The organism is Microbacterium azadirachtae (assembly GCF_025583665.1).
Lineage (GTDB): Bacteria > Actinomycetota > Actinomycetes > Actinomycetales > Microbacteriaceae > Microbacterium > Microbacterium azadirachtae.
The window spans coordinates 2,012,253-2,033,135 of sequence record NZ_CP099706.1 but is presented as its reverse complement, the minus strand read 5'-3'; the positions used below and the strand labels follow the sequence as shown (position 1 = coordinate 2,033,135).

At 71.2% G+C, this 20,883-nt stretch carries 20 protein-coding genes and 1 pseudogene; 11 read left to right on the top strand and 10 right to left on the bottom strand.

The window, feature by feature from the left end; translation table 11 throughout:
- The first annotated feature begins 28 nt into the window (after positions 1–28).
- Complete coding sequence (ligA, locus tag NFX31_RS09720) at positions 29–2,344, top strand: NAD-dependent DNA ligase LigA (RefSeq protein ID WP_262955581.1); 2,316 nt, start codon at positions 29–31, stop codon at positions 2,342–2,344.
- 98 nt (positions 2,345–2,442) lie between these two features.
- On the top strand, positions 2,443–3,192 hold the full coding sequence (locus tag NFX31_RS09715) for an ABC transporter permease (protein WP_262955580.1): 750 nt from the start codon (positions 2,443–2,445) through the stop codon (positions 3,190–3,192).
- Positions 3,193–3,231: 39 nt separating this feature from the next.
- Here NFX31_RS09715 and NFX31_RS09710 read toward each other — a convergent pair whose 3' ends face one another.
- The 6 genes from NFX31_RS09710 to NFX31_RS09685 all read right to left on the bottom strand — a co-directional run bounded on the left by NFX31_RS09710 (position 3,232) and on the right by NFX31_RS09685 (position 11,064).
- Positions 3,232–5,130 carry a DEAD/DEAH box helicase gene (locus NFX31_RS09710; RefSeq protein ID WP_045250347.1) on the bottom strand — a complete coding sequence of 633 codons (1,899 nt, stop codon included), beginning with the start codon at positions 5,128–5,130 and terminating at the stop codon, positions 3,232–3,234.
- 55 nt (positions 5,131–5,185) lie between these two features.
- On the bottom strand, positions 5,186–6,886 hold the full coding sequence (locus NFX31_RS09705; RefSeq protein WP_262955579.1) for a long-chain-fatty-acid--CoA ligase: 1,701 nt from the start codon (positions 6,884–6,886) through the stop codon (positions 5,186–5,188).
- 78 nt (positions 6,887–6,964) lie between these two features.
- Positions 6,965–7,765 (bottom strand): ABC transporter permease, encoded by an 801-nt coding sequence (locus NFX31_RS09700; protein WP_045250043.1) that lies wholly within the window; start codon positions 7,763–7,765, stop codon positions 6,965–6,967.
- Positions 7,766–7,773: 8 nt separating this feature from the next.
- Positions 7,774–8,697, bottom strand: a complete 924-nt coding sequence (locus NFX31_RS09695; RefSeq protein WP_091476814.1) for an ABC transporter permease — start codon at positions 8,695–8,697, stop codon at positions 7,774–7,776.
- A gap of 64 nt (positions 8,698–8,761) precedes the next feature.
- Positions 8,762–9,937, bottom strand: coding sequence for an ABC transporter substrate-binding protein (locus tag NFX31_RS09690; RefSeq protein ID WP_262955578.1), 1,176 nt, complete (start codon positions 9,935–9,937; stop codon positions 8,762–8,764).
- Positions 9,938–9,981: 44 nt separating this feature from the next.
- Positions 9,982–11,064 carry an ABC transporter ATP-binding protein gene (locus tag NFX31_RS09685; protein WP_052674232.1) on the bottom strand — a complete coding sequence of 361 codons (1,083 nt, stop codon included), beginning with the start codon at positions 11,062–11,064 and terminating at the stop codon, positions 9,982–9,984.
- A gap of 120 nt (positions 11,065–11,184) precedes the next feature.
- Here NFX31_RS09685 and NFX31_RS09680 point away from each other — a divergent pair, with 120 nt between their 5' ends.
- The 8 genes from NFX31_RS09680 (at position 11,185) to NFX31_RS09645 (ending at position 18,474) form a co-directional block, all read left to right on the top strand.
- The gene (locus NFX31_RS09680) at positions 11,185–11,970 is read left to right on the top strand and encodes a FadR/GntR family transcriptional regulator (RefSeq protein ID WP_045250046.1); all 786 of its coding nucleotides are present in this window, start codon (positions 11,185–11,187) and stop codon (positions 11,968–11,970) included.
- A 57-nt stretch (positions 11,971–12,027) separates the two neighbouring features.
- Positions 12,028–12,816 (top strand): cache domain-containing protein, encoded by a 789-nt coding sequence (locus tag NFX31_RS09675; RefSeq protein ID WP_052674233.1) that lies wholly within the window; start codon positions 12,028–12,030, stop codon positions 12,814–12,816.
- Between the two features lie 55 nt (positions 12,817–12,871).
- Positions 12,872–13,171 carry an Asp-tRNA(Asn)/Glu-tRNA(Gln) amidotransferase subunit GatC gene (gene gatC, locus NFX31_RS09670; protein WP_045250047.1) on the top strand — a complete coding sequence of 100 codons (300 nt, stop codon included), beginning with the start codon at positions 12,872–12,874 and terminating at the stop codon, positions 13,169–13,171.
- Positions 13,168–14,682: an Asp-tRNA(Asn)/Glu-tRNA(Gln) amidotransferase subunit GatA gene (gene gatA, locus NFX31_RS09665; protein WP_045250048.1), complete on the top strand. Its 1,515-nt coding sequence runs from the start codon at positions 13,168–13,170 to the stop codon at positions 14,680–14,682. The genes gatC and gatA overlap by 4 nt, the downstream gene beginning before the upstream one ends.
- Positions 14,682–16,196, top strand: a complete 1,515-nt coding sequence (gene gatB / locus NFX31_RS09660; RefSeq protein ID WP_045250049.1) for an Asp-tRNA(Asn)/Glu-tRNA(Gln) amidotransferase subunit GatB — start codon at positions 14,682–14,684, stop codon at positions 16,194–16,196. Before gatA ends, gatB begins: the two co-directional genes overlap by 1 nt.
- Before the next feature lie 67 nt (positions 16,197–16,263).
- Positions 16,264–17,517 (top strand): DNA polymerase IV, encoded by a 1,254-nt coding sequence (dinB, locus tag NFX31_RS09655; protein WP_045250050.1) that lies wholly within the window; start codon positions 16,264–16,266, stop codon positions 17,515–17,517.
- Positions 17,518–17,576: 59 nt separating this feature from the next.
- Complete coding sequence (locus NFX31_RS09650; protein ID WP_045250051.1) at positions 17,577–17,909, top strand: hypothetical protein; 333 nt, start codon at positions 17,577–17,579, stop codon at positions 17,907–17,909.
- On the top strand, positions 17,893–18,474 hold the full coding sequence (locus NFX31_RS09645; protein ID WP_262955576.1) for a nucleoside/nucleotide kinase family protein: 582 nt from the start codon (positions 17,893–17,895) through the stop codon (positions 18,472–18,474). The genes NFX31_RS09650 and NFX31_RS09645 overlap by 17 nt, the downstream gene beginning before the upstream one ends.
- A 9-nt stretch (positions 18,475–18,483) precedes the next feature.
- Here the strand turns inward: NFX31_RS09645 and NFX31_RS09640 are convergent, their stop codons facing one another.
- The 4 genes and pseudogenes from NFX31_RS09640 to NFX31_RS09625 form a co-directional block, all read right to left on the bottom strand.
- Positions 18,484–18,969, bottom strand: coding sequence for a DUF2017 domain-containing protein (locus tag NFX31_RS09640; RefSeq protein WP_262957204.1), 486 nt, complete (start codon positions 18,967–18,969; stop codon positions 18,484–18,486).
- Positions 18,970–18,974: 5 nt separating this feature from the next.
- Entirely contained in the window at positions 18,975–19,271 is a 297-nt protein-coding gene (gene clpS, locus NFX31_RS09635) for an ATP-dependent Clp protease adapter ClpS (RefSeq protein WP_091477472.1), read from the bottom strand.
- Entirely contained in the window at positions 19,268–19,615 is a 348-nt protein-coding gene (locus NFX31_RS09630; protein WP_420847436.1) for a metallopeptidase family protein, read from the bottom strand. Before NFX31_RS09630 ends, clpS begins: the two co-directional genes overlap by 4 nt.
- A gap of 159 nt (positions 19,616–19,774) precedes the next feature.
- Positions 19,775–20,128, bottom strand: a pseudogene (locus NFX31_RS09625) (GNAT family N-acetyltransferase); the annotation flags it as partial.
- A gap of 140 nt (positions 20,129–20,268) precedes the next feature.
- Between NFX31_RS09625 and NFX31_RS09620 the strand changes: the two are divergent.
- On the top strand, positions 20,269–20,880 hold the full coding sequence (locus tag NFX31_RS09620; protein ID WP_262955574.1) for a LysE family translocator: 612 nt from the start codon (positions 20,269–20,271) through the stop codon (positions 20,878–20,880).
- The last annotated feature ends 3 nt before the right edge of the window (positions 20,881–20,883 follow it).

Here is a 20,883-nt window from a genome sequence, read left to right as displayed (position 1 = left end):
TGTCGCCGCCCGCTCGTAGACTTCAGAGGTGCCGGAGAACATCTCGTTGGAAGCCGCCCGCGCCGAGGCGGAGGAGCTGACCACCCGCATCCTCGAGGCGAAGGACGCGTACTACGGGCGCGACACGTCTCTCGTGGACGACGCGACGTACGACGGCTGGATGCACCGGCTCGAAGAGCTCGAGCGACTGCACCCCGAGCTCCAGGGGCAGGACTCGCCGACCCAGATGGTGGGCGCGGCCGAGGCGACGGGCCTGCAGACCATCGAGCACGCCGAGCGCATGCTCAGCCTCGACAACGTGTTCTCGATCGAGGAGCTGCGGGAGTGGGCCGCCAAGACCCGCGCCGCCGCGGGCCGCGAGGTGGCCTGGCTCACCGAGCTCAAGATCGACGGGCTCGCGATCAACCTCCGTTACGAGAACGGCGTGCTCACGTCCGCGGCGACCCGCGGCGACGGGCGCGTCGGCGAGATCGTCACCGAGAACGCGCTGCGCGTCGCCGGCATCCCCGAGCGCCTGAGCGGATCCGGCCACCCGCCGATCGTCGAGGTGCGCGGAGAGGTGTTCATCCCGGTCGCCGCCTTCGAGCGCCTGAACGCCGCGCAGGCCGCCTTCCGGGACCGCGCGTACGCCGAGGCCCTGGAGCGCTGGCAGGCGCGGGGCGGGGCCAAGAAGCCGTTCGACGAGGAGAAGGCCCGCACGGCCGCGGCGCGCCGCTTCCCGTCGTTCGCGAACCCGCGCAACGCGGCGAGCGGAGGCCTGCGTCAGCAGCTCGACAAGAAGGACGGCATGGAGCTCGAGGCGGGACTGCTCCGCGTCGACTCGCTCGCGCTGTACGTGCACGGCATCGGCGCCTGGCAGGATCCGCCGGTCGCGGCGCAGAGCCAGGTGTACGACCTGCTGGCCGAGTGGGGTCTGCCCACGAGCCCGCACACGCGGGTGTGCTCCTCGATCGACGAGGTCGCCGAGTTCGTCGCGTACTTCGGCGAGCATCGCCACGACATCGAGCACGAGCTCGACGGCATCGTGGTCAAGGTCGACGAGCTCGAGCTTCACGACGAGCTCGGTGCCACCAGCCGCGCGCCGCGCTGGGCGATCGCCTACAAGTACCCGCCGGAGGAGGTGCAGACCACCCTCCTCGACATCGTCGTCTCGGTCGGCCGGACGGGGCGCGCCACCCCGTTCGCCGTGATGGCGCCCGCGCACGTCGCCGGATCCGTGGTGCGGCAGGCCACGCTGCACAACAAGGACGTGGTCAAGGCGAAGGGCGTGCTCATCGGCGACACCGTCGTGCTGCGCAAGGCCGGCGACGTGATCCCGGAGGTGCTCGGCCCCGTGGTCGAACGCCGTGACGGCACCGAGCGCGAGTTCGTGATGCCCGAGCGCTGCCCGGAGTGCGGGTCGATCCTCGCGCCCGCCAAGGAGGGCGACATCGATCTGCGCTGCCCCAACACGCGCTCGTGCCCCGCGCAGGTGCGCGGTCGGGTCGAGCACATCGGCTCGCGCGGCGCCCTGGACGTGGAAGCGCTCGGCGAGGTGACGGCCGCGGCTCTGACGCAGCCCAGCCACCCCGCGGTGCCGCCCCTGGAGACCGAGGCCGGGCTGTTCACGCTCTCCCTCGATCAGCTCGTGCCCATCGAGGTCGTCGTTCGCGACGCCGAGACCGGGCTGCCGAAGGAGGACGAGGACGGGATCGTGAAGACCCGGGCCCCGTTCCGGCGCAACGCCACGGCAGCGGAGAAGAAGGACGGGATCACGGCGCCGCAGCCGTCCTCGCAGGCGGTCAAGCTGCTGGCGGAGCTGGAGAAGGCGAAGACCAAGGAGCTGTGGCGGCTGCTCGTCGCCCTGAACATCCGGCACGTCGGACCGGTCGCGGCGCGCGCGCTCGCGCAGTGGTTCGGCTCGCTCGACGCGATCCGCGCCGCGTCGCGTGAGGAGCTCGCCGCGGTCGAGGGGGTCGGCGGGATCATCGCCGACTCGCTGCTGGACTGGTTCACGGTCGACTGGCACCAGGAGATCGTGCGGCGCTGGGCGGACGCCGGGGTGCAGTGGGCGACGCCCGGCCATCCCGGCCCGGGGGCCGCCGTGTCGGAGGGCGGTGTGCTGGACGGGCTCACCGTCGTGGCGACGGGCTCCCTCGACGGGTACACGCGCGAGGGCGCGCAGGAGGCGATCATCAAGGCCGGCGGCAAGGCGGCCTCGAGCGTCTCCAAGAAGACCGACTTCGTCGCCGCCGGCCCGGGGGCGGGGTCCAAGCTCGCCAAGGCCGAGGAGCTCGGGGTGCGGGTCCTCGACGCCGCGCAGTTCCACCTGCTCGTGACGGAGGGGCCTGCGGCGCTCGGCTGAGCCCGGAGGGGCACGGGCGCTGACGCCGCGGTCGTGCGTCGTGGATCCCCGGTCCTGGGCGCTGCGGGCCGCCTAGAGTGGCCGAAGAGAGGGATGCCATGACGAGCGGAGTCGATCTGCTGCCGACCATCGTCGGCGTGCTGGTGCTGGCCGCGATCGCGACGGTCGCGCTCGCGCTGTTCCGGACGCCGGGTCGGTGGACGCCCGCCTTCGCGATCCTGCGCGGAGCGGTGCAGCTCGCCGTGATCAGCATGATCCTGACCGGCATCGTCGCGCAGCCGGCCTGGATCGGCGTGGCGCTGCTGGTGATGTTCGGCATCGCGACGGGGGTCGCCGTGCGCCGCACCGGCGGCGGCCGCCACATGGTCGCCGTCATGGCGTCCTCGATCGGCGCCGGCGCCGTCGTCTCGATCGGGACCGTGTTCGCCACCGGGGCGCTCGCGCCGACGCCCCGTTATCTGCTCGCCATCGGGGCGATCCTGATCGGCAACTCCATGAGCATCGCCACCCTCGCGGGGCGGCGCTTCACGGCATCCGTCGCGGATCGCTGGGAAGAGGTCGAGGGGTGGCTCGCGCTCGGCGCGACGCCGCGCCGCTCGACGCTCGACCTGGCTCGCAGAGCTGTGCGGGAAGCGCTGATCCCGTCGATCGACCAGACGAAGACGACAGGCCTGGTGGTGCTCCCCGGAGCGTTCGTCGGCGCGATCTTCGGCGGGCTCTCCCCGCTGGAGGCCGGACGGTTCCAGATCGTGGTGCTGGCGGCGATCATGGCCGCCGGCGCGGTCACCGCCGTGCTCATCGCGACCTGGCTCGGGCCCGTGCGCACGAAGCCCGTGCTGGCGGCCTGACCCGGTCGGCTCGCGGGCCGCGAACCGACCGGGGTCGGCTCAGTCCTTGTGGCGCGGCTTGCGCGGCGGGCGCGCGTCCGTGCTGCGGTCGTCCCGGGGACGGTCGTCGCGGCGGGGCCGGTCGCCGTAGCCGCGGTCGTCACGACGCGGGCGGTCGCCGTAGCCGCGGTCGTCGCGTCCTCGGTCATCCCGGTCACGACGCGGGCCGCGGTTCGGGCGCCCGGTGTCGCGCTGGATCTCGATGAGCCGCCCGGAGATGCGCGTGTCGCGGAGGCGGTCCAGCACCGAGGAGTCGAGGTTCGCCGGCAGCTCCACGATGGAGAAGTCCGGGCGGATCGTGATCGCGCCGAAGTCGTCACGACCGAGGCCGCCCTCGTTCGCCAGCGCGCCGACGATCTGCCGCGGCTCGACGCGATGGCGCCGGCCGACCTCGATGCGGTACGGCGTGTAATCGCCGCGGCTGCGACGCTCGGTGCGGGGTTCGCGGTCTCGCGCGTCGCGGCCACCGGCGCGGTCCGGGCGGTCGGTCCGCGGGGGGCGGTTGTCCGCGGCGACGGCGGCGGACAGCGCGTCGTTCTCGGGATCCAGCAGCAGCGGGGTCTCGCCCTGCGCGACGACGGCGAGGGCGGCGGCGACATCGGCCTCGGGCACGTCGTGGTGGCGCACGTAGTGGGCGATGATGTCGCGGAATCCCTCGATCCGTCCCGTCTCCTCCAGCGCCGCGGTGATGGCGTCGTCGAAGCGCGCCAGGCGCGTGCTGTTCACGTCCTCGGTCGTGGGCAGCTGCATCTGCGCGGGCTGCTGTCGGGTGGCGCGCTCGATGTGCTTGAGCAGGTACCGCTCGCGCGGGGTGATGAAGCTGATCGCGTCGCCCGAGCGGCCGGCGCGCCCGGTGCGGCCGATGCGGTGCACGTACGACTCGGTGTCGGTCGGGATGTCGAAGTTGACGACGTGGCTGATCCGCTCGACGTCGAGACCACGGGCCGCGACGTCGGTGGCGACGAGGATGTCGAGCTTGCCGTCCTTGAGCTGTCCGACCGTGCGCTCGCGCATCGGCTGCGGGATGTCGCCGTTGATCGCGGCGGCGGAGTACCCGCGGGCGCGGAGCTTCTCGGCGAGCGTCTCGGTCTCGTTCTTGGTGCGGACGAACACGATCATCCCCTCGAAGTTCTCCACCTCGAGGATCCTCGTGAGGGCATCCACCTTCTGGGCGTACGAGACGACCAGGTAGCGCTGCGTGATGTTGGCGTTCGTCGTGGTCTTCGCCTTGACCGAGATCTCCTCGGGGTCGTGCAGGTACTGCTGCGCGAGCCGGCGGATCGTGGCGGGCATCGTGGCCGAGAACAGGGCCACCTGCTTGTCCTCGGGCGTCTGGGCGAGGATCTGCTCCACGTCCTCCGCGAAGCCCATCTTGAGCATCTCGTCGGCCTCGTCGAGCACCAGGTTCTTCAGCTCGGACAGGTCGAGCGTGCCCTTCGCGAGGTGGTCCATGATGCGACCGGGCGTGCCGACGACGATGTGCACGCCGCGGCGCAGGGCGGACAGCTGGACGCCGTACCCCTGCCCGCCGTACACAGGCAGCAGGTGCACGCCGGGCATCTGGGCGGCGTAGGCCTCGAACGCCTCGGCGACCTGAAGGGCGAGCTCGCGCGTGGGGGCGAGCACGAGCGCCTGCGGCTTGCTCTGACGCAGATCCAGGTTCTCCAGGATCGGGAGGGCGAACGCGGCGGTCTTGCCGGTTCCGGTCTGCGCGGTGCCCAGCACGTCGCGGCCGCCGAGCAGCAGCGGGATCGTCTCGCGCTGGATCGCGGACGGAGTCTCGTAGCCGAGCGCCTTGATCGCGGCGAGCACCGGCCCGGTGATGCCGAGCTCCTCGAATCCGGGGGTCGTTTCGGCGTCGGCGGGGGCGTCTTCGTGAGTCGCGGCGTCTTCAGTCACATCTCAGAGTACCGTCCCGGCCGGTGCCGCCGCTGGGAGGGACCCCGGGCGAGCGTCAGCTCCCGGACGTCAGGGCGACCAGGCGCTCCTTGACCTGACGCCGCAGGACCTTGCCGATCAGCGACTTCGGCAGCTCGTCGACCACGAAGATGCGCCGCGGCACCTTGTACGGCGTGAGGATGCCGCGCGCGAACTCCCGGATCGCCTCGACATCGACGTCCTTGCCCGGATCCACCACGATCGCGGCCACGACCTCCTCGCCGGAGTGGTCGCTGGGAAGGCCCACGACAGCGGCGTCCACCACGTCGGGGTGCTGGCGCAGCGCCCCCTCGACCTCCGTCGGGGCGACGTTGAACCCGCCGGTGATGATCAGCTCCTTGATCCGGTCGACGATCCGCACGAAGCCGGCGTCGTCGATCGTGACGATGTCGCCGGTGCGGAACCAGCCGTCCGCGAACACGGCCTCGGTCTCCTCGGGCTTGCCGTAGTAGCCGCCGAAGACCTGGGGTCCGCGCACGACCAGTTCTCCGGGCTGTCCCGGCGCGACGTCGGTGGTGGGCTCGTCGGGATCCACGACGCGGCACTCGGTGCCGGGCAGCGGCAGCCCCACGGTGCCGGGGACGCGGTTCCCCGCCACGGGGTTCGCCATGAGTACGGGGGAGCACTCGCTGAGCCCGTACCCCTCGACGAGGTAGCCGCCGGTCGCCTTCTCGAACGGCACGACGAGCTCGTGCGGCAGCGCCATCGCGCCGGAGATCGCGATCTCCGTCCCCGCGAGCGACACGCCCTTCGCCGTCGCCGCGGCCAGCAGCCGGTCGGCGATCGGCGGCACCAGGGGGAGGAAGGTCGCGGGGCGCTTCTTGGTGACCTCGAGCACCAGATCCGGGTCGAACTTCGGGAACAGGACGAGTCGTGCGCCCATCGACATGGCGAACGTCAGGCACAGGGTCAGGCCGTAGGCGTGGAACATGGGCAGTACGGCGTACACGACGCACCCGTCGCCGCGGGTGATGGAGGGCACCCACGCCTGCGCCTGTGCGGCGTTGGCGAGCAGGTTGCGGTGGGTCAGCGAGGCGCCCTTCGGCGTGCCCGTGGTTCCCGAGGTGTACTGGATGATCGCCAGGTCGTCGGTCGCGGGGCGGGGGTGGGAGGCGCGCAGCGGGGCATGGCCGACCACGGACTCCCAGGGCACGGTGCCGCGCACCCTGGTGGTGAGCGCGTCCCGGGACTCGCGGGCCTTCGCCACCGGCAGGCGCAGGGCGAAGCGGGTGAGCGCGGGCATCGCGCGCGTCACGTCTACGGACACGAGGTTCGTGACGGCGAGGTCGGAGGGGAACTCCTGCACCGTGGCGACCACCTTGTTCCACACGATCGCGTGCTTCGCGCCGTGGTCCTCGAACTGCTTGCGCAGCTCGCGGGCGGTGTACAGCGGGTTGTGCTCGACGACGACGGCGCCGAGCCGGAGCACGGCGTAGAACGCGACGATGTGCTGGGGGCAGTTCGGCAGCACGATGGCGACCGGATCCCCCGCCTTGACCCCGAGCGCCGCAAGGCCGGCGGCCGCGCGATCGATCGCCTGCTGCAGGTCGCGGTACGACGTCGTGCGGCCGAAGAACTGCAGGGCCGCCGCGTCCGGGTAGTCGTGTGCCGACGCCTCGACGATGTCGACGAGGGATCCGGAGACCTCCGCGAGGTCCTCCGGCACCCCCTCGGCGTAGCTGGCGGTCCAGGGACGGGGAGGAACGAACGTCGTCACGTGCTCAGCCTATGCCGCGTCGCCGATCGCGCGGGCACGCCCCCGAGGGTCGCCCCACTGCGCCGCCCGGGGATGCCGTCATCGCCGTTGCTGCTCGCTTCCGGACAGCTTCTGCGCGAGCGCGATCGGGACGATCGAGACGACGACCAGCACGACGGCGATCACCGAGACGATGGGCGCCTGGTTCGGCCGCGCGACGTTGTCGATGATGAACATCGGCAGGGTGCGCACCCCGGATCCGGCGGTGAAGGTCGTCACGACGATCTCGTCGAAGGACAGGGCGAAGGCGAGCAGCCCGCCGGTGAGCAGCGCCGAGCGGAGCTGCGGGAACGTGACCAGGCGGAACGTCGTCCAGATCCCGGCGCCGAGGTCGCTCGACGCCTCCTCGAGGGAGGTGCCCATGCGCCGCAGGCGTGCCACGGCGTTGTTGAACACCGTGACGATGCAGAACGTCGTGTGCGCGATGATGACCGTCCAGATCGAGAGCGGGACGCCGAGGATCGTGCGGAACAGGTTGTTTAGCGCGATGCCGGTGATGATGCCGGGAAGCGCGATCGGCAGGATGACGAGCAGGTTGACGGTGTTCCGCCCGAAGAACGCGAACCGCTGCAGCGCGAACGAGAGCATGGTCCCCAGCGCCAGAGCGAGAAGCGAGGAGATCAGCGCGACCAGCGCGCTCGTGCCGACCGCCTCGAGCGCGCCGTCGCTGCGGAACGCCCTGCCCCACCACTCCAGGGTGAACCCGGGCGGGGGCCAGGTGAGCGACGCCGAGGTCGAGAACGAGTTGACGAGGACCACCAGGAGCGGCACGTAGACGACCGCGAGGATGACCGCGGTGATGATGCCCAGGGTGACCCTGGTGCCGAGGGAGATGCGCACGAGGCCTCCTACAGGTTGTCCAGGGCGCCGGTGCGGCGCACGAGGAACAGGTAGCCGAAGATGATGACGATGGGGATCAGCGCGATCGCCGCGGCGAGCGGGAGGTTGTTCGCCGCGCCGATGTCCTGGTAGACGAGCGTTCCGAGCATCTGGGCGCCGCCGCCGACGATGCCGATCGTGATGTAGTCGCCGAGGGAGAGCGAGAAGCTGAAGATGGTGCCGGCGATGATGGCGGGGAGCGCCATCGGCCACACCACCAGGCGCAGGGTGGCCCAGCTGCGCCCGCCGAGGTCGCCGGAGGCTTCGAGCAGCGAGCTGGGCACGCGCTCCAGTCCCGCGTAGATCGGCAGGATGACGTAGGGCAGCCACAGATAGGACAGCGTGATGATCGTCGCGGCGATCCCGTATCCGGGGGTGTGACCGCCGAGCGGGCGCAGCAGCCACTCGAGGATGCCGTCGCTGGACAGCACCGACCGCCAGGCGAACGCCTTGACGAGGTAGGAGGCCCACAGCGGCGTCAGCACCAGCACGACCAGCACGCGCTGCAGGGCGGGGGAGGCCACCATCGCCATGAAGTAGGCGATCGGCAGGGCGAGCGCCACGTCGATCACGGTGACGGCCAGGGCGATCCCGACCGTGCGCAGAGTGATGCCCTGGTAGAACGCGTCGGTCACGACCGTCACGATGTTGTCTGCCGTGAACTCGGTGCGGATCTGGCCCGTGTACGTGTCCGTCGTCCAGAACGCCGTGACCAGCAGCAGCGCGAGGGCCACGACGTAGACCGCGGCGAGCCAGAACAGCGGGGCGGACAGCAGGAGGGCGAGGCGGGCGCGCGGATGCGCGGACAGGTAGGCGGATCCGCGGCGCGATGGCGTGCGGCGCGGGGACGGGACGGCCGGCCGCGGCGTCTTCGCCGGTGCGATGGCGCTCATGAGGAGTCCTTTCGGGGACCGGGCCCGGTCGTCCGGAGCGCGCGCCCCGGACGACCGGATCGGATCAGTTGCGGATCTGCTGCCAGGCCGTCGTCCACCCGGCGTAATCGATGCACTTCACATCCGTGCGACCGTCCAGGCACTTCGCGATCGGCGTCGTCCAGTACCAGATCTTCTTCGCGTACTCGGCGTCGCCCGCGTGGTACGAGGCGCAGTCATCGCGGAAGTCGCAGGCCTTCTCGCTGGAGGGGGCCTCGCCGAAGAACGCGGTGGCCTGGGCATTGGCCTTCGGGCTGGAGATGTAGTCCAGCCACGCGTAGGCGCAGTTCGGGTTCTTCGCCTTGGACGAGATCATCCAGGTGTCGCTCCAGCCGGTCGCGCCCTCGTCGGGCAGCACCACGGCCGTCTTGCCGCCTTCGCCCTCGAGCGTGTTCTGGATCACCTGCCACGTGGTGCCTGCGACGCTGTCACCGGACTGGAACGACTGCACCTCCTTGAGGTAGTCGCCCCAGTACTCGCTGATGTTCGGGCGCTGCTCCTTGAGCAGCGACACGGCGGCGTCGAACTGCTTCTGATCGAGCGCATAGGGGTTCGTGATCTTCAGCTCGGGCTTGTGCGCCATGAGATAGACCGCCGCATCGGCGATGTAGATAGGGGAGTCGTAGGCGGTGATCTTGCCCCTGTGGTCCGAGGCCTTGTCGAACACGACGTCCCAGGAGGTCGGCGCGGTGGGGAACGCCTCGGTGTTGTACATCAGCAGGTTGGCGCCGTACCCGTGCGGCACGCCGTAGTGCTTGCCGTCGACGGTGTTCCAGGCGCGGTCCTTGAGGAACGGGAAGATGCCGTCGTAGTTCTTCAGGAGCTTCGTGTTCACCTCGACCACGTCGCCCGAGGCGATGAGGCGGAGCGAGGCGTCGCCGGATGCCGACACCACGTCGTAGTCGCCGGTCTTCATGAGGTTGAGCGCCTCGTCGGATGTCCCGAAGGTCTTCGCCTCGACCTTGCACTTGGTGCTCTTCGTGAACTCCGAGACCCAGTCGACCTTCGGGTCGTTCGAGCCGTCCTCGACGTAGCCGGGCCAGGCGAGGATCTTGACCGCGCCCTCGTTCTTGCCCAGTTTGTCGACGGGACCGGTGCCGCCACCGCCGGACGAGCCGGCGGTGCCGCAGCCGGTGAGGGCGGCGAGCACGACCGTGGTCAGGCCGAGGGCCGCGAGGGCCGGGAGGGCGTTCTTGCGCATGGGATACTCCTTCGTTCTTCTGCGTTCGCGGGTGCGAGGGGCGGTCAGCGGATGCCGGCCGTACGGATGGTGCGGGAGGGGGTGTCGTTCTGCTCGGCCAGGGGCGCGTCGCCCAGCGGGACGACGTCGGCGTCGCGCCACGAGACGAACACGCGGTCCCCGTGGTCGCCGTGCGCGTGCCCGCCGATGTTCTGCTGGAGCACCGTGACGCGCGGTCCCTCATCGAGGTCGACGACCAGCCGCACCCCCGAGCCCAGGTAGATCGCCTCGGCGACCACACCTGCGGCCGATCGGCGGCCGGCCTCGTCGGAGGGGGCCGCGGCGACCAGGAGCTTCTCCGGACGCAGCGAGTGGTTGCCCTGGCGGCCGAGCACGCGTGCGCTGGTCGCGTCGTCGAACAGGTTCGAGGTGCCCACGAAGTCGGCCACGAAGCGGGACACCGGGCGCTCGTAGAGCTCGAACGGCGTGCCCAGCTGCTCGATGCGGCCGGCGCTGAACACCGCGATGCGGTCGGACAGGGTCAGCGCCTCCTCCTGATCGTGCGTGACGAAGATGAACGTGATGCCCAGATCGCGCTGGATCTGCTTCAGCTCGACCTGCATCTGCTCGCGCAGCTTCAGATCCAGCGCGCCCAGCGGCTCGTCCAGCAGCAGCACCTTGGGCTCGACCACCGTGGCGCGGGCCAGCGCGACGCGCTGACGCTGCCCGCCGGAAAGCTGACTCGGCTTGCGGTCCGCCACATGCTCGAGCCGGACGCTCGCGAGCGCCCTGCGCGCGCGCTCGCGGCGTTCCCTCTTGCCGACCCCGCGCACACGCAGCCCGTAGGCCACGTTGTCGAGCACCGTCATGTGCGGGAACAGCGCATAGTCCTGGAAGACCGTGTTCACGTCGCGGTCGAACGGCGGCGTGCGCGTGACGTCCTCCCCGAACAGCTCCACCGTGCCGGCGGTCGGCTGCTCGAAGCCGGCGATGAGGCGCAGCACCGTGGTCTTGCCGGAGCCGGACGGCCCGAGCATGGAGAAGAACTCTCCCTCTGCGATCTCCAGATCCACGCCGTCGACGGCGGTGACGGATCCGAAGGCGCGGGTGAGTCCGCTGAGTCTGATCGCGACGGGCTTGTCGGTCATCACATCCCCTTCGATGCGAGGACTAATCCTCTGTTACTAGATGTTTGGAATCATATGGGAACAGAGGATTTTGTCAACACGCGTGTTACCGTCGTGTCACGGCCTCGAGAGGAGAGCGGCGTGGCACAGGTGTCGGCAGGCGTGGACCCCGCGCGGTCCGCCGTCTTCGCGCCCCTGTCCGACGTCGGCCGCGCCGAGCTCGTCGAGCGGCGACTGCAGGACGCGATCACGTCCGGCGTGCTGCACGACGGCGAGCGGCTGCCCAGTGAGTCGCAGCTCGGCCGCCGCCTCGGCGTCGCCGTCGTGACCGCACGCGAGGCGCTCGAGGCGCTGCGCGACGCCGGCCTCATCCAGACCCGCCGCGGACGCGACGGCGGCAGCTTCGTCACCTTCGATCCCGAGACGGCGCGTCGCTTCACGGACGAGCGGATCCGCGCGCTGAGCCGGGTCGAGCTGCGCGACGCCTCGACGCACTACTCGGCGATCGCGGGCATGGCGGCCGAGCTCGCCGCCGACCGGGCGGGCGAGGAGGACGTGCGCGGTCTCCGCGAGCTCGTCGAGCAGGAGGACCTGTCCAGCGAGGGCGGGGCGCGGCGCGCCGTCGCCCGGTTCCAGCTCGAGGTGGCCGCGCTCAGCCAGTCGCCGCGGCTGGTGCGGGAGGAGCTGCGCCTGCAGTCCGAGATCGGATCCCTGATCTGGCTGGGTCTGCGCGAGCCCGACAACCGCGCGCACAGCCGTGCCGCCCGGGTCGCCCAGCTGGACGCGATCGGCGCCGCCGACACCGAGGCCGCCCGTGCCGTCGCGGTGCGGCGGATCGCCGCAGGCGTCGAGTGGCTCCTGGACGAGAAGTCACGGCTGGAGGTGGCGGCGGAGTCCGCGGAGCAGTCCGCGCCGTCGCCGCGCTGACGCGCCCCTACACACCCGACCCGACCCACGGAACCCGACACACAGAAGGAGCGGGAGATGACCGGCACCGTCGCCGAGCATGATGAGCGCATCGCCGCGCGGATCGAGAGCACGTTCGCGCCGCTGTTCGCGCTCGTGGACACGTGGCGCCGCGGGGTCGAGGAGGAGTTCCGCTCCTTCGCGGCCCTGGGCGTCGCCCCCGCCGCCGCGACGCTGGATCCGTTCATGGACGCCTTGGCGCGTCCCGCGCTGACCGTTCCGGCCGGACTCGTGACCGGAGCCGGTTTCGTCGCGACGCCGGGCGTGCTCGCCGACGCGCCGTGGCACCTGGCCTGGTGGCTGCGCGAGATCCACGGCCTCGACAGGGGCGATCGCGGCAGCGTGCGCCGCCTGGACACGGTCGACGATCCCGACTCCGACCAGTTCCGCGACTACCGGCAGCTGGAGTGGTGGCGGGTGCCGGAGCGCACCGGCGAGCGGCACGTGACAGGGCCCTACGTCGACTACCTCTGCACGGACGACTACACGGTCACGGTGACGGCGCCGGTCGAGCAGGCGGGGAGGATGGTCGGGGTCGTCGGCATCGACGTGCACGTATCCCGGCTGGAGCGCGCGATCCTGCCGATCCTGCGCGACGTCACCGGGACCGGCACGGTCGTGAACGCCTCAGGACGCGTGGTCGCATCGAGCGATTCGCACCGGGTGACCGGCACGCTATTGCGCGGCGACGAGGTCCGGCAGGCGCTCGACGCGCTGCGCGCCGATGGTGCGGTCGGCGCCGTCGCCGGCGGCACCAGAGCGGTGCCGTGCGGCGGTACGACGCTCGTGCTCGTGCTGCAGGACTGATCGTCGCGGCCGCCGGCCGGCAGGGGGCTCGCCACCCGCTGGCTAGACTGTCCAGGTGTCTGAAATCACCCCTGATCTCGTGCGCCACCTCGGCGTGCTCGCGCGCATCCAGCTTTCCGATGACGAGGTGACGAAGCTGACCGGTCAGCTCGACGCCATCGTCGACAACATCGCCAAGGTGTCCGAGGTCGCGACCCCCGACGTCGTCGCCACGAGCCACCCGATCGCGATGCACAATGTCTTCCGCGAGGACGTCGTGGGCCAGACCCTCACGACCGCGCAGGCGCTGCAGAACGCGCCCGACGCGGACGGCGACCGCTTCCGCGTCACCGCGATCCTGGGGGAGGAGCAGTGAGCGAGATCATCCGCTGGACCGCCGCCGAGCTCGGCGCCAAGCTCGCCGCCGGAGAGGTGTCGAGCGTCGAGGCGACCCAGGCGCACCTCGACCGCATCGCCGCCGTCGACGGCGACGTGCACGCCTTCCTCCACGTCAACGAGCACGCGCTCGACGCCGCCGCGGAGGTGGATCGCCGCCGCGCCGGGGGCGAGCAGCTCGGCGAACTCGCGGGTGTCCCGCTGGCCATCAAGGACGTGCTCGTCACCACCGACCAGCCCTCCACGAGCGGATCCCGGATCCTCGAGGGGTACCGGTCGCCGTTCGATGCCACGGTGGTCGCCCGCGCCCGGGCGGCCGGCCTGGTCGGCATCGGCAAGACCAACATGGACGAGTTCGCGATGGGATCCTCCACGGAGTTCTCCGCCTACGGCGCCACCCACAACCCGTGGGACCTCGACCGGATCCCGGGCGGCTCGGGCGGCGGCTCGGCCGCTGCGGTGGCCGCGTTCGAGGCGCCGATCGCCCTCGGCTCGGACACCGGCGGCTCGATCCGTCAGCCGGCGCACGTCACCGGCACCGTGGGCATCAAGCCCACCTACGGCGGTGTGAGCCGCTACGGCGCGATCGCCCTCGCGTCCAGCCTCGACCAGGTCGGGCCGGTGTCGCGCACCGTCCTCGACGCCGGTCTGCTCCACGACGTCATCGGAGGGCACGACCCCAAGGACTCGACGTCGCTTCCCGACGCCTGGCCGTCGTTCGCGGCAGCCGCGCGCGAGGGCGCGACCGGGCAGGTGCTCAAGGGGCTGAAGGTCGGCGTCGTGAAGGAGCTGCCGGACTCGGGCTTCCAGGCGGGAGTCGCCGCATCCTTCCACGCCGCGCTGAAGCTCATGGAGGCGCAGGGCGCCGAGATCGTGGAGATCTCCGCCCCGCACTTCGAGTACGGCGTCGCCGCCTACTACCTGATCCTCCCGGCCGAGGCCTCGAGCAACCTGGCGAAGTTCGACTCTGTCCGGTTCGGCCTGCGCGTCACGCCCGACGGCGGCGGCACGGTCGAGGACGTCATGTCCCTCACCCGCGAGGTCGGCTTCGGGCCCGAGGTCAAGCGCCGCATCATCCTCGGCACCTACGCCCTCTCGGCCGGGTACTACGACGCGTACTACGGCAGCGCGCAGAAGGTGCGCACCCTCATCCAGCAGGACTTCGACGCCGCGTTCGCGCAGGTCGACGTCATCGCCACGCCGTCCGCCCCGACCACCGCGTTCAAGCTCGGCGAGAAGATCGGCGATCCGCTGCAGATGTACCTGAACGACCTGACCACGATCCCGGCCAACCTCGCCGGCGTGCCGGGGATCTCGATCCCGTCGGGCCTGGCCGAGGAGGACGGGCTGCCGGTCGGCATCCAGTTCCTGGCCCCCGCCCGCGAGGACGCCCGTCTGTACCGCGTCGGCGCGGCCCTCGAGACTCTGCTCGTCGACGCGTGGGGCGGGCCGCTGCTCGACCGCGCACCCCTGCTGGGAGGAACCCGCTGATGTCCGCCGTGAAGCTCATGGACTACGACAAGGCGCTCGAGCTCTTCGAGCCCGTGCTCGGCTTCGAGGTGCACGTCGAGCTCAACACCGAGACCAAGATGTTCTCGGACGCCCCGAACCCGGCGAACGAGCGCAACCACGACGCCGAGCCGAACACGCTCATCGCGCCGGTGGATCTGGGCCTCCCGGGATCCCTGCCGGTCGTGAACGAGACGGCCGTGCGCTCCTCGATCAGCCTGGGGCTCGCGCTCGGCTGCTCGATCGCGGAGTCGTGCCGGTTCGCGCGGAAGAACTACTTCTACCCGGACCTGGGCAAGAACTACCAGATCTCGCAGTACGACGAGCCGATCGCGTTCGAGGGCTCGGTCGAGGTCGAGCTCGAGGACGGAACGCTCGTGACGATCCCCATCGAGCGCGCGCACATGGAGGAGGACGCGGGCAAGCTCACCCACCTCGGCGGCGCGACCGGCCGGATCCAGGGCGCGGAGTACTCGCTCGTCGACTACAACCGCGCCGGGGTGCCGCTCGTCGAGATCGTCACCAAGCCGATCTTCGGGGCCGAGCACCGCGCCCCCGAGATCGCGAAGGCGTACGTCGCGACGATCCGCGACATCGTGCGCGGACTGGGGATCTCCGAGGCGCGGCTCGAGCGCGGAAACCTGCGCTGCGACGCGAACGTCTCGCTCCGCCCCCGCGGCCAGGAGAAGCTCGGCACCCGCACCGAGACCAAGAACGTGAACTCGATGCGCTCCGTGGAGCGCGCGGTGCGCTACGAGATCCAGCGGCAGGCGGCGATCCTCGCCGACGGCGGCAGCATCACGCAGGAGACGCGGCACTGGCACGAGGACACCGGCACCACGTCACCGGGACGTCCGAAGTCGGATGCGGACGACTACCGGTACTTCCCGGAGCCCGACCTGCTTCCGGTCCAGCCGGCCCGCGAGCTGGTCGAGGCGCTGCGCGCGGAGCTGCCGGAGCAGCCGGTCGCGCGGCGGCGCCGCCTGAAGGCGGACTGGGGCTTCGGCGACATCGAGTTCCAGGGCGTCGTGAACGCCGGGCTGCTCGATGAGGTCGAGGCGACCATCGCCGCGGGAACCTCGCCGGATGCGGCGCGCAAGTGGTGGACCGGCGAGATCAGCCGCATCGCGAACGCGGCGGAGCGGGACGCGGCATCGCTGATCAGCCCGGAGAACGTGGCCGCGCTGCAGAAGCTCGTCGATGCCGGAACGCTGACCGACAAGCTGGCCCGCCAGGTGCTGGAGGGCGTCATCGCGGGCGAGGGCGCTCCGCAGGAGGTCGTGGACGCGCGCGGACTCGCCGTGGTCTCCGACGACGGCGCGCTCATCGCCGCGATCGACGAGGCTCTCGCCGCGCAGCCCGATGTGCTCGCCAAGATCCAGGACGGCAAGGTGCAGGCGGCCGGTGCCGTGATCGGCGCGGTGATGAAGGCGATGAAGGGTCAGGCGGACGCCGCCCGCGTGCGCGAGCTCATCCTCGAGCGCGCTGCGCAGTAGGTCCCCGAGATTCTCTGAGAGCCGAGGCCGCCGACGCGATGTCGGCGGCCTCGGCGAGAATGGTGACATGGGAAGAGGCGACGGATCCGGGCGGATCGTCTCCGCTCCGGACGCCGACGACAGCGGCACCGGGATCCTGCACGTCGACATGGACGCGTTCTATGCCGCGGTCGAGGTCCTGCACGATCCGTCGCTGCGTGGGCTTCCCCTGATCATCGGGGCTCCGGACGGGCGTTCGGTGGTCTCCAGCGCCTCGTACGAGGCGCGACGCTACGGCGTGCGCTCGGCGATGCCCGTGTCGCAGGCGATCCGCCTGTGCCCGACCGCGAGGATCGTCCCGCCCGACTTCACGAAGTACCGCGACGCCTCGCAGAAGGTGATGACCATCTTCGAAGAGGTCACCCCGCTGGTCGAGCCGCTCTCCATCGACGAGGCGTTCCTCGACGTGCGCGGCGTGCGCCGTCTCTGGGGCAGTCCGGGGACCATCGGCGCGATGATCCGCCGCCGGGTGCACGAGGAGGTCGGCATCACATGCAGCGTGGGCGTCGCGGCGACGAAGCACGTGGCGAAGATGGCGTCGACCATGGCCAAGCCCGACGGCCTGCTGGTGGTCGCGGAGGCCGACACCCTCGACTTCCTGGCCGCCAAACCGGTGCGCGCCATGTGGGGCGTCGGTCCGAAGACGGCCGAGACCCTCGAGTCGCGCGGCATCCGGCTGATCCGCGACATCCTCGCGACCCCGCCCTCCGCGCTCGAGCGCGCCGTCGGTCCCGCCCTCGCCCAGCGTCTGCGCGAGCTCGCCGCCGGACGCGACCCGCGCGGTGTCGAGACCAGCCGGGTGGAGAAGAGCGTCGGCCACGAGGAGACCTTCGACGTCGACGTCGTCGACCGCGAAGCCCTGCGCTCGGAGCTGCTGCGGCTCGCCGACCGCGTCGCCGCTCGCCTGCGGCGCGCCGGCTGGGAGGCGGGCACGGTGGCGATCAAGGTCCGGTTCTCCGACTTCACCACGATCAGCCGTTCCCAGACGCTGCCCGAGGCGACGTCTGTGGGGCAGCGGATCGGCGAGGTCGCGCGCACGCTCTTCGACGCGATCGATCGTCGTGACCCGGTGCGGCTCGTCGGCGTGCGGGCCGAGCGCCTCTCGGACGCCGGAGGCGCGCTCGGGCTGTGGGACGACGATGCGGAGTGGCGACGGGTCGAGGATGCGCTCGACAGCGCCCAGGCGCGGTTCGGCACCGGCACCGTCACGCGCGCCAGGCACCTCGGTGCCCGCCCCGGACGCGGATCCGCCCCGCATCCGCGTGCGCACGGCCTGGACTGACGATCCGCTCGGCCGGAGGCCCGGTGGTCGCCGTCGTCAGGGTGGGCTAGCGTGGACCCATGCCGCACATCGCACTCGAGCTTGGCAAGAACTCCGCGTCCTTCGGCGTCAAGAGCGCCTATGGCGAGACCCAGGAGGTGGACGGCGCGCAGTTCACCCCGGTGGCGCTCACCGTCTCCGGCTTCGGAGGGGGCGAAGGCGGTGCCGAGGGCGCCGGCGAGGGTGAAGGCGGCGGCGGGGGCGGGCTCGCGATCCCGCTCGGCGTGTACGTGCGGCGCGAAGAGGGCCTGCGGTTCGAGCCGAACCTCGTCTCGCTGATCGCGGTGGCCGTGCCTTTCGTCTGGGTCGCCGGTCGAGCGATCTCCCGCATCATCCGTGCCCTCAAGAAGTGACGACCCGGTCGCGCGGGCGCTGACGCAGGCGGTCGCCCGGATCGCCGATGCCGTGCGCGCCGTGCAGGCGTCGAACCCGGTCGTGCTCATCGACGGACGCAGCGGTGCCGGCAAGTCGACGCTGGCGCGACTCGTGGCCGAGCAGTGGCCGCTGCGCACCGAGCCGCAGCTGATCGCGCTGGACTCGATCTACCCCGGATGGGACGGACTGGACGCCGGCGTCGAGCGCGCCTACGACCAGATCCTGCACCCGCACGGTCGTGGGATCGTCGGCACGTGGCAGCGTTACGACTGGGAGGCGGGGGAGTACGCGGAGAGCCATGCCGTCGACCCCGCGCGCGGCGTGATCCTCGAGGGCTGCGGCGCGCTGACCCCGCGGACCGCACGGGTCGCCGACGTCCGCGTGTGGGTGGAGTCGCCCGAGGGCAGTCGTAAGCGCCGTGCGCTGGACCGGGACGGCGACGTCTTCCGTCCGCACTGGGACCGCTGGGCGCTGCAGGAGACCGTGCACCAGCGCCGGGACGATCCGATCGGCCACGCGACGCTGGTGGTCTCGATCCCGTAGCCGGGCTGCTCAGCCGTCGGACGCGTCGTCGAGCGCGTCCGCAGCCTCGACGAGCACGTCCAGGCGATAGCCCAGCCACTCGTAGACGCCGAGACGCGGGTCCTCGGGATCCGGTGCGAGCTGGTTCTCGATGCCGAGCCGGGACGCGATGACGAGCCGCAGCGCGGCGAGCGTCCGCAGCCAGGCATCGACATCGGCGTCGCGGATGACGACCTCGTCCGGCATCGGCGCGTGATCGTCCGAGGCCGCCTCGAGACCGTCGCGCACGACGCGCGCATCCGCGGCACGGCGGTCCAGCAGGTCGGCGCTGGTGGCCTCGGCGAACTCCGCGGACGCTTCGGGGTCCTGCGGGTAGACGGACGGCGTCAGGCGATCCAGCGCGGAGTCCTGGCCGATCTCGGTGTCGCGGAGCAGCTCGAGGAACTGGTCCACGAGCTCGGCGAGCTGCTGCGCCTCGATCGCCTGCATCGGCACGCGGATCCCGGATCCCGCCATGTCGCTCACTCCCCGGCCCTGCGCACGGTCGCCCACAGTCCGTAGTCGTGCATCGCCTGGGCATGCACCTCCATGGTCTCGCGCGGGCCGGTGGCGACGACGGCGTGCCCCTCGTTGTGCACCGCCAGCATGAGGCGCGTGGCGCGGTCCCTGGGGTATCCGAAGTAGGTGCGGAACACCCGCACCACGTAGCTCATCAGGTTGACCGGATCGTCCCACACCACCAGTTCCCAGGGCACGGCGGGAGCGGCCTGCAGATCGAGCTGCTCGCCGACCTCGGGCGTGCTCAGCGGCGAGCTCATGCCCACCCCAGCTCGTGCAGCTGCTCGTCGTCGATGCCGTAGTAGTGCGCGATCTCGTGCACGAGGGTGGTGTGCACCTCGGTGCGGAGCTCGTCCTCGTCGGCGCACTGCGCGAGATGCGGCTCGCGGTACACGATGATCCGATCCGGCAGCTCGCCCATCCCGTAGTTGCCGCGCTCGGTGACCGCGAGGCCGTCGTACAGTCCGAGCAGATCGAGCGATCCGTCCTCGGGGCGATCCTCGACCACGAACACGAGGTTCTCCAGGCCGTCGACCATGTCGTCGGGAAGACGGTCGAGCTCATCCGCCACGAGTTCCTCGAACTGCTCCGGATCCATCGTCATGCCGCCGCGCACATCGATCGTCATGTGCACGCGTCGGCCCAGTTCGTCGAGACCGAGACGGCGCTCGGTGTCGATCAGCCCGCGGTAGAAAGCGAGGTCGGGGGAGTCGCTCTCGATGAAGCCCAGGGAGGCGTAGAACGGCGCGTTCCAGGGGATGTCGGCGAAGGTGCGCAGCGTCACGGTGTCGTGGCCGCGCTCGGAGGCCTCGTCCAGGGCCGCTTCGACGAGCTCTCGACCGTGTCCGCGACGTCCGTGGGCGGGCAGCACGGAGAGCTGCTCCAGGTGCGCGATGCCGTCGTGCTCGAGCACGTGCACGAAGCCGATCGCGGGGCCGCCCTCGTGCTCGGCGACCACGAGGACGAAGCCGGGCTCGGCGGCCCGGTCGTGTCCGGAGGGGGCGTCCTGGCCGAGGGCGGAGCCGAAGCGCTCGGCGAACACGGCGTCGGCCTCGTCCTCGATCCGGGCGAGCTCAGCGAGGTCGGCGTCGGTCGCGGTGCGCACGAAGGAGGCCATGTCTCGATGCTAGCCGCCGGAGCCCGGTCGCCGGCGCGATCAGGAGAGCGCCCGGGCGCCGCGCGCGTGCGCACTTGGTCCTGAGAAGGGCATCGGTCTTGGATCTTCTCGCAGGTCCGCACGCGCCCCACGCTGAGGGGATGGACCTGAGCTTCCTGATGACGTCGATCGTGATCACCGCGACACCCGGGGCGGGGGCCCTGTTCACGATCGCCGCGGGGATCTCGCGCGGTGCCCGCGCCGGAATGCTCGCGGCGATCGGCTGCACGCTCGGCATCGTGCCGCACCTCGTCCTCGCGCTGACCGGCGTCGCGGTGGTCGTCTCGACCAATCGGGCGCTGTTCGAGGCACTTCGGTGGCTGGGCGTCGGCTACATGCTCTATCTGGCCTGGGCGATGTGGCGGGACGAGCGGGGCTTCGCCGCCGGGGAGGGATCCGACCCGCCCCGCGCGACGCGGGTGATCCGCGAGGCAGTGCTCGTCAACCTGCTCAATCCCAAGCTCACGATCTTCTTCTTCGTCTTCCTGCCGATGTTCGTCGGGGGCTCCGCGCCTGCGGCCACGCTGCAGCTGGCAGGCCTGGGGGCGGCGTTCATGATGGTCACGCTCGTCATCTTCGGCGTGTACGGGGTCGCTGCGGCGCGGCTCGGGCGTCTCGTGACGGCGCGTCCGAGGATCAATCGTCTTCTCGGTCGCGGGTTCGCAGTGACGTTCGTCGTGCTCGCGGCACTCCTCGCGATCGCCCCGCATTGACGG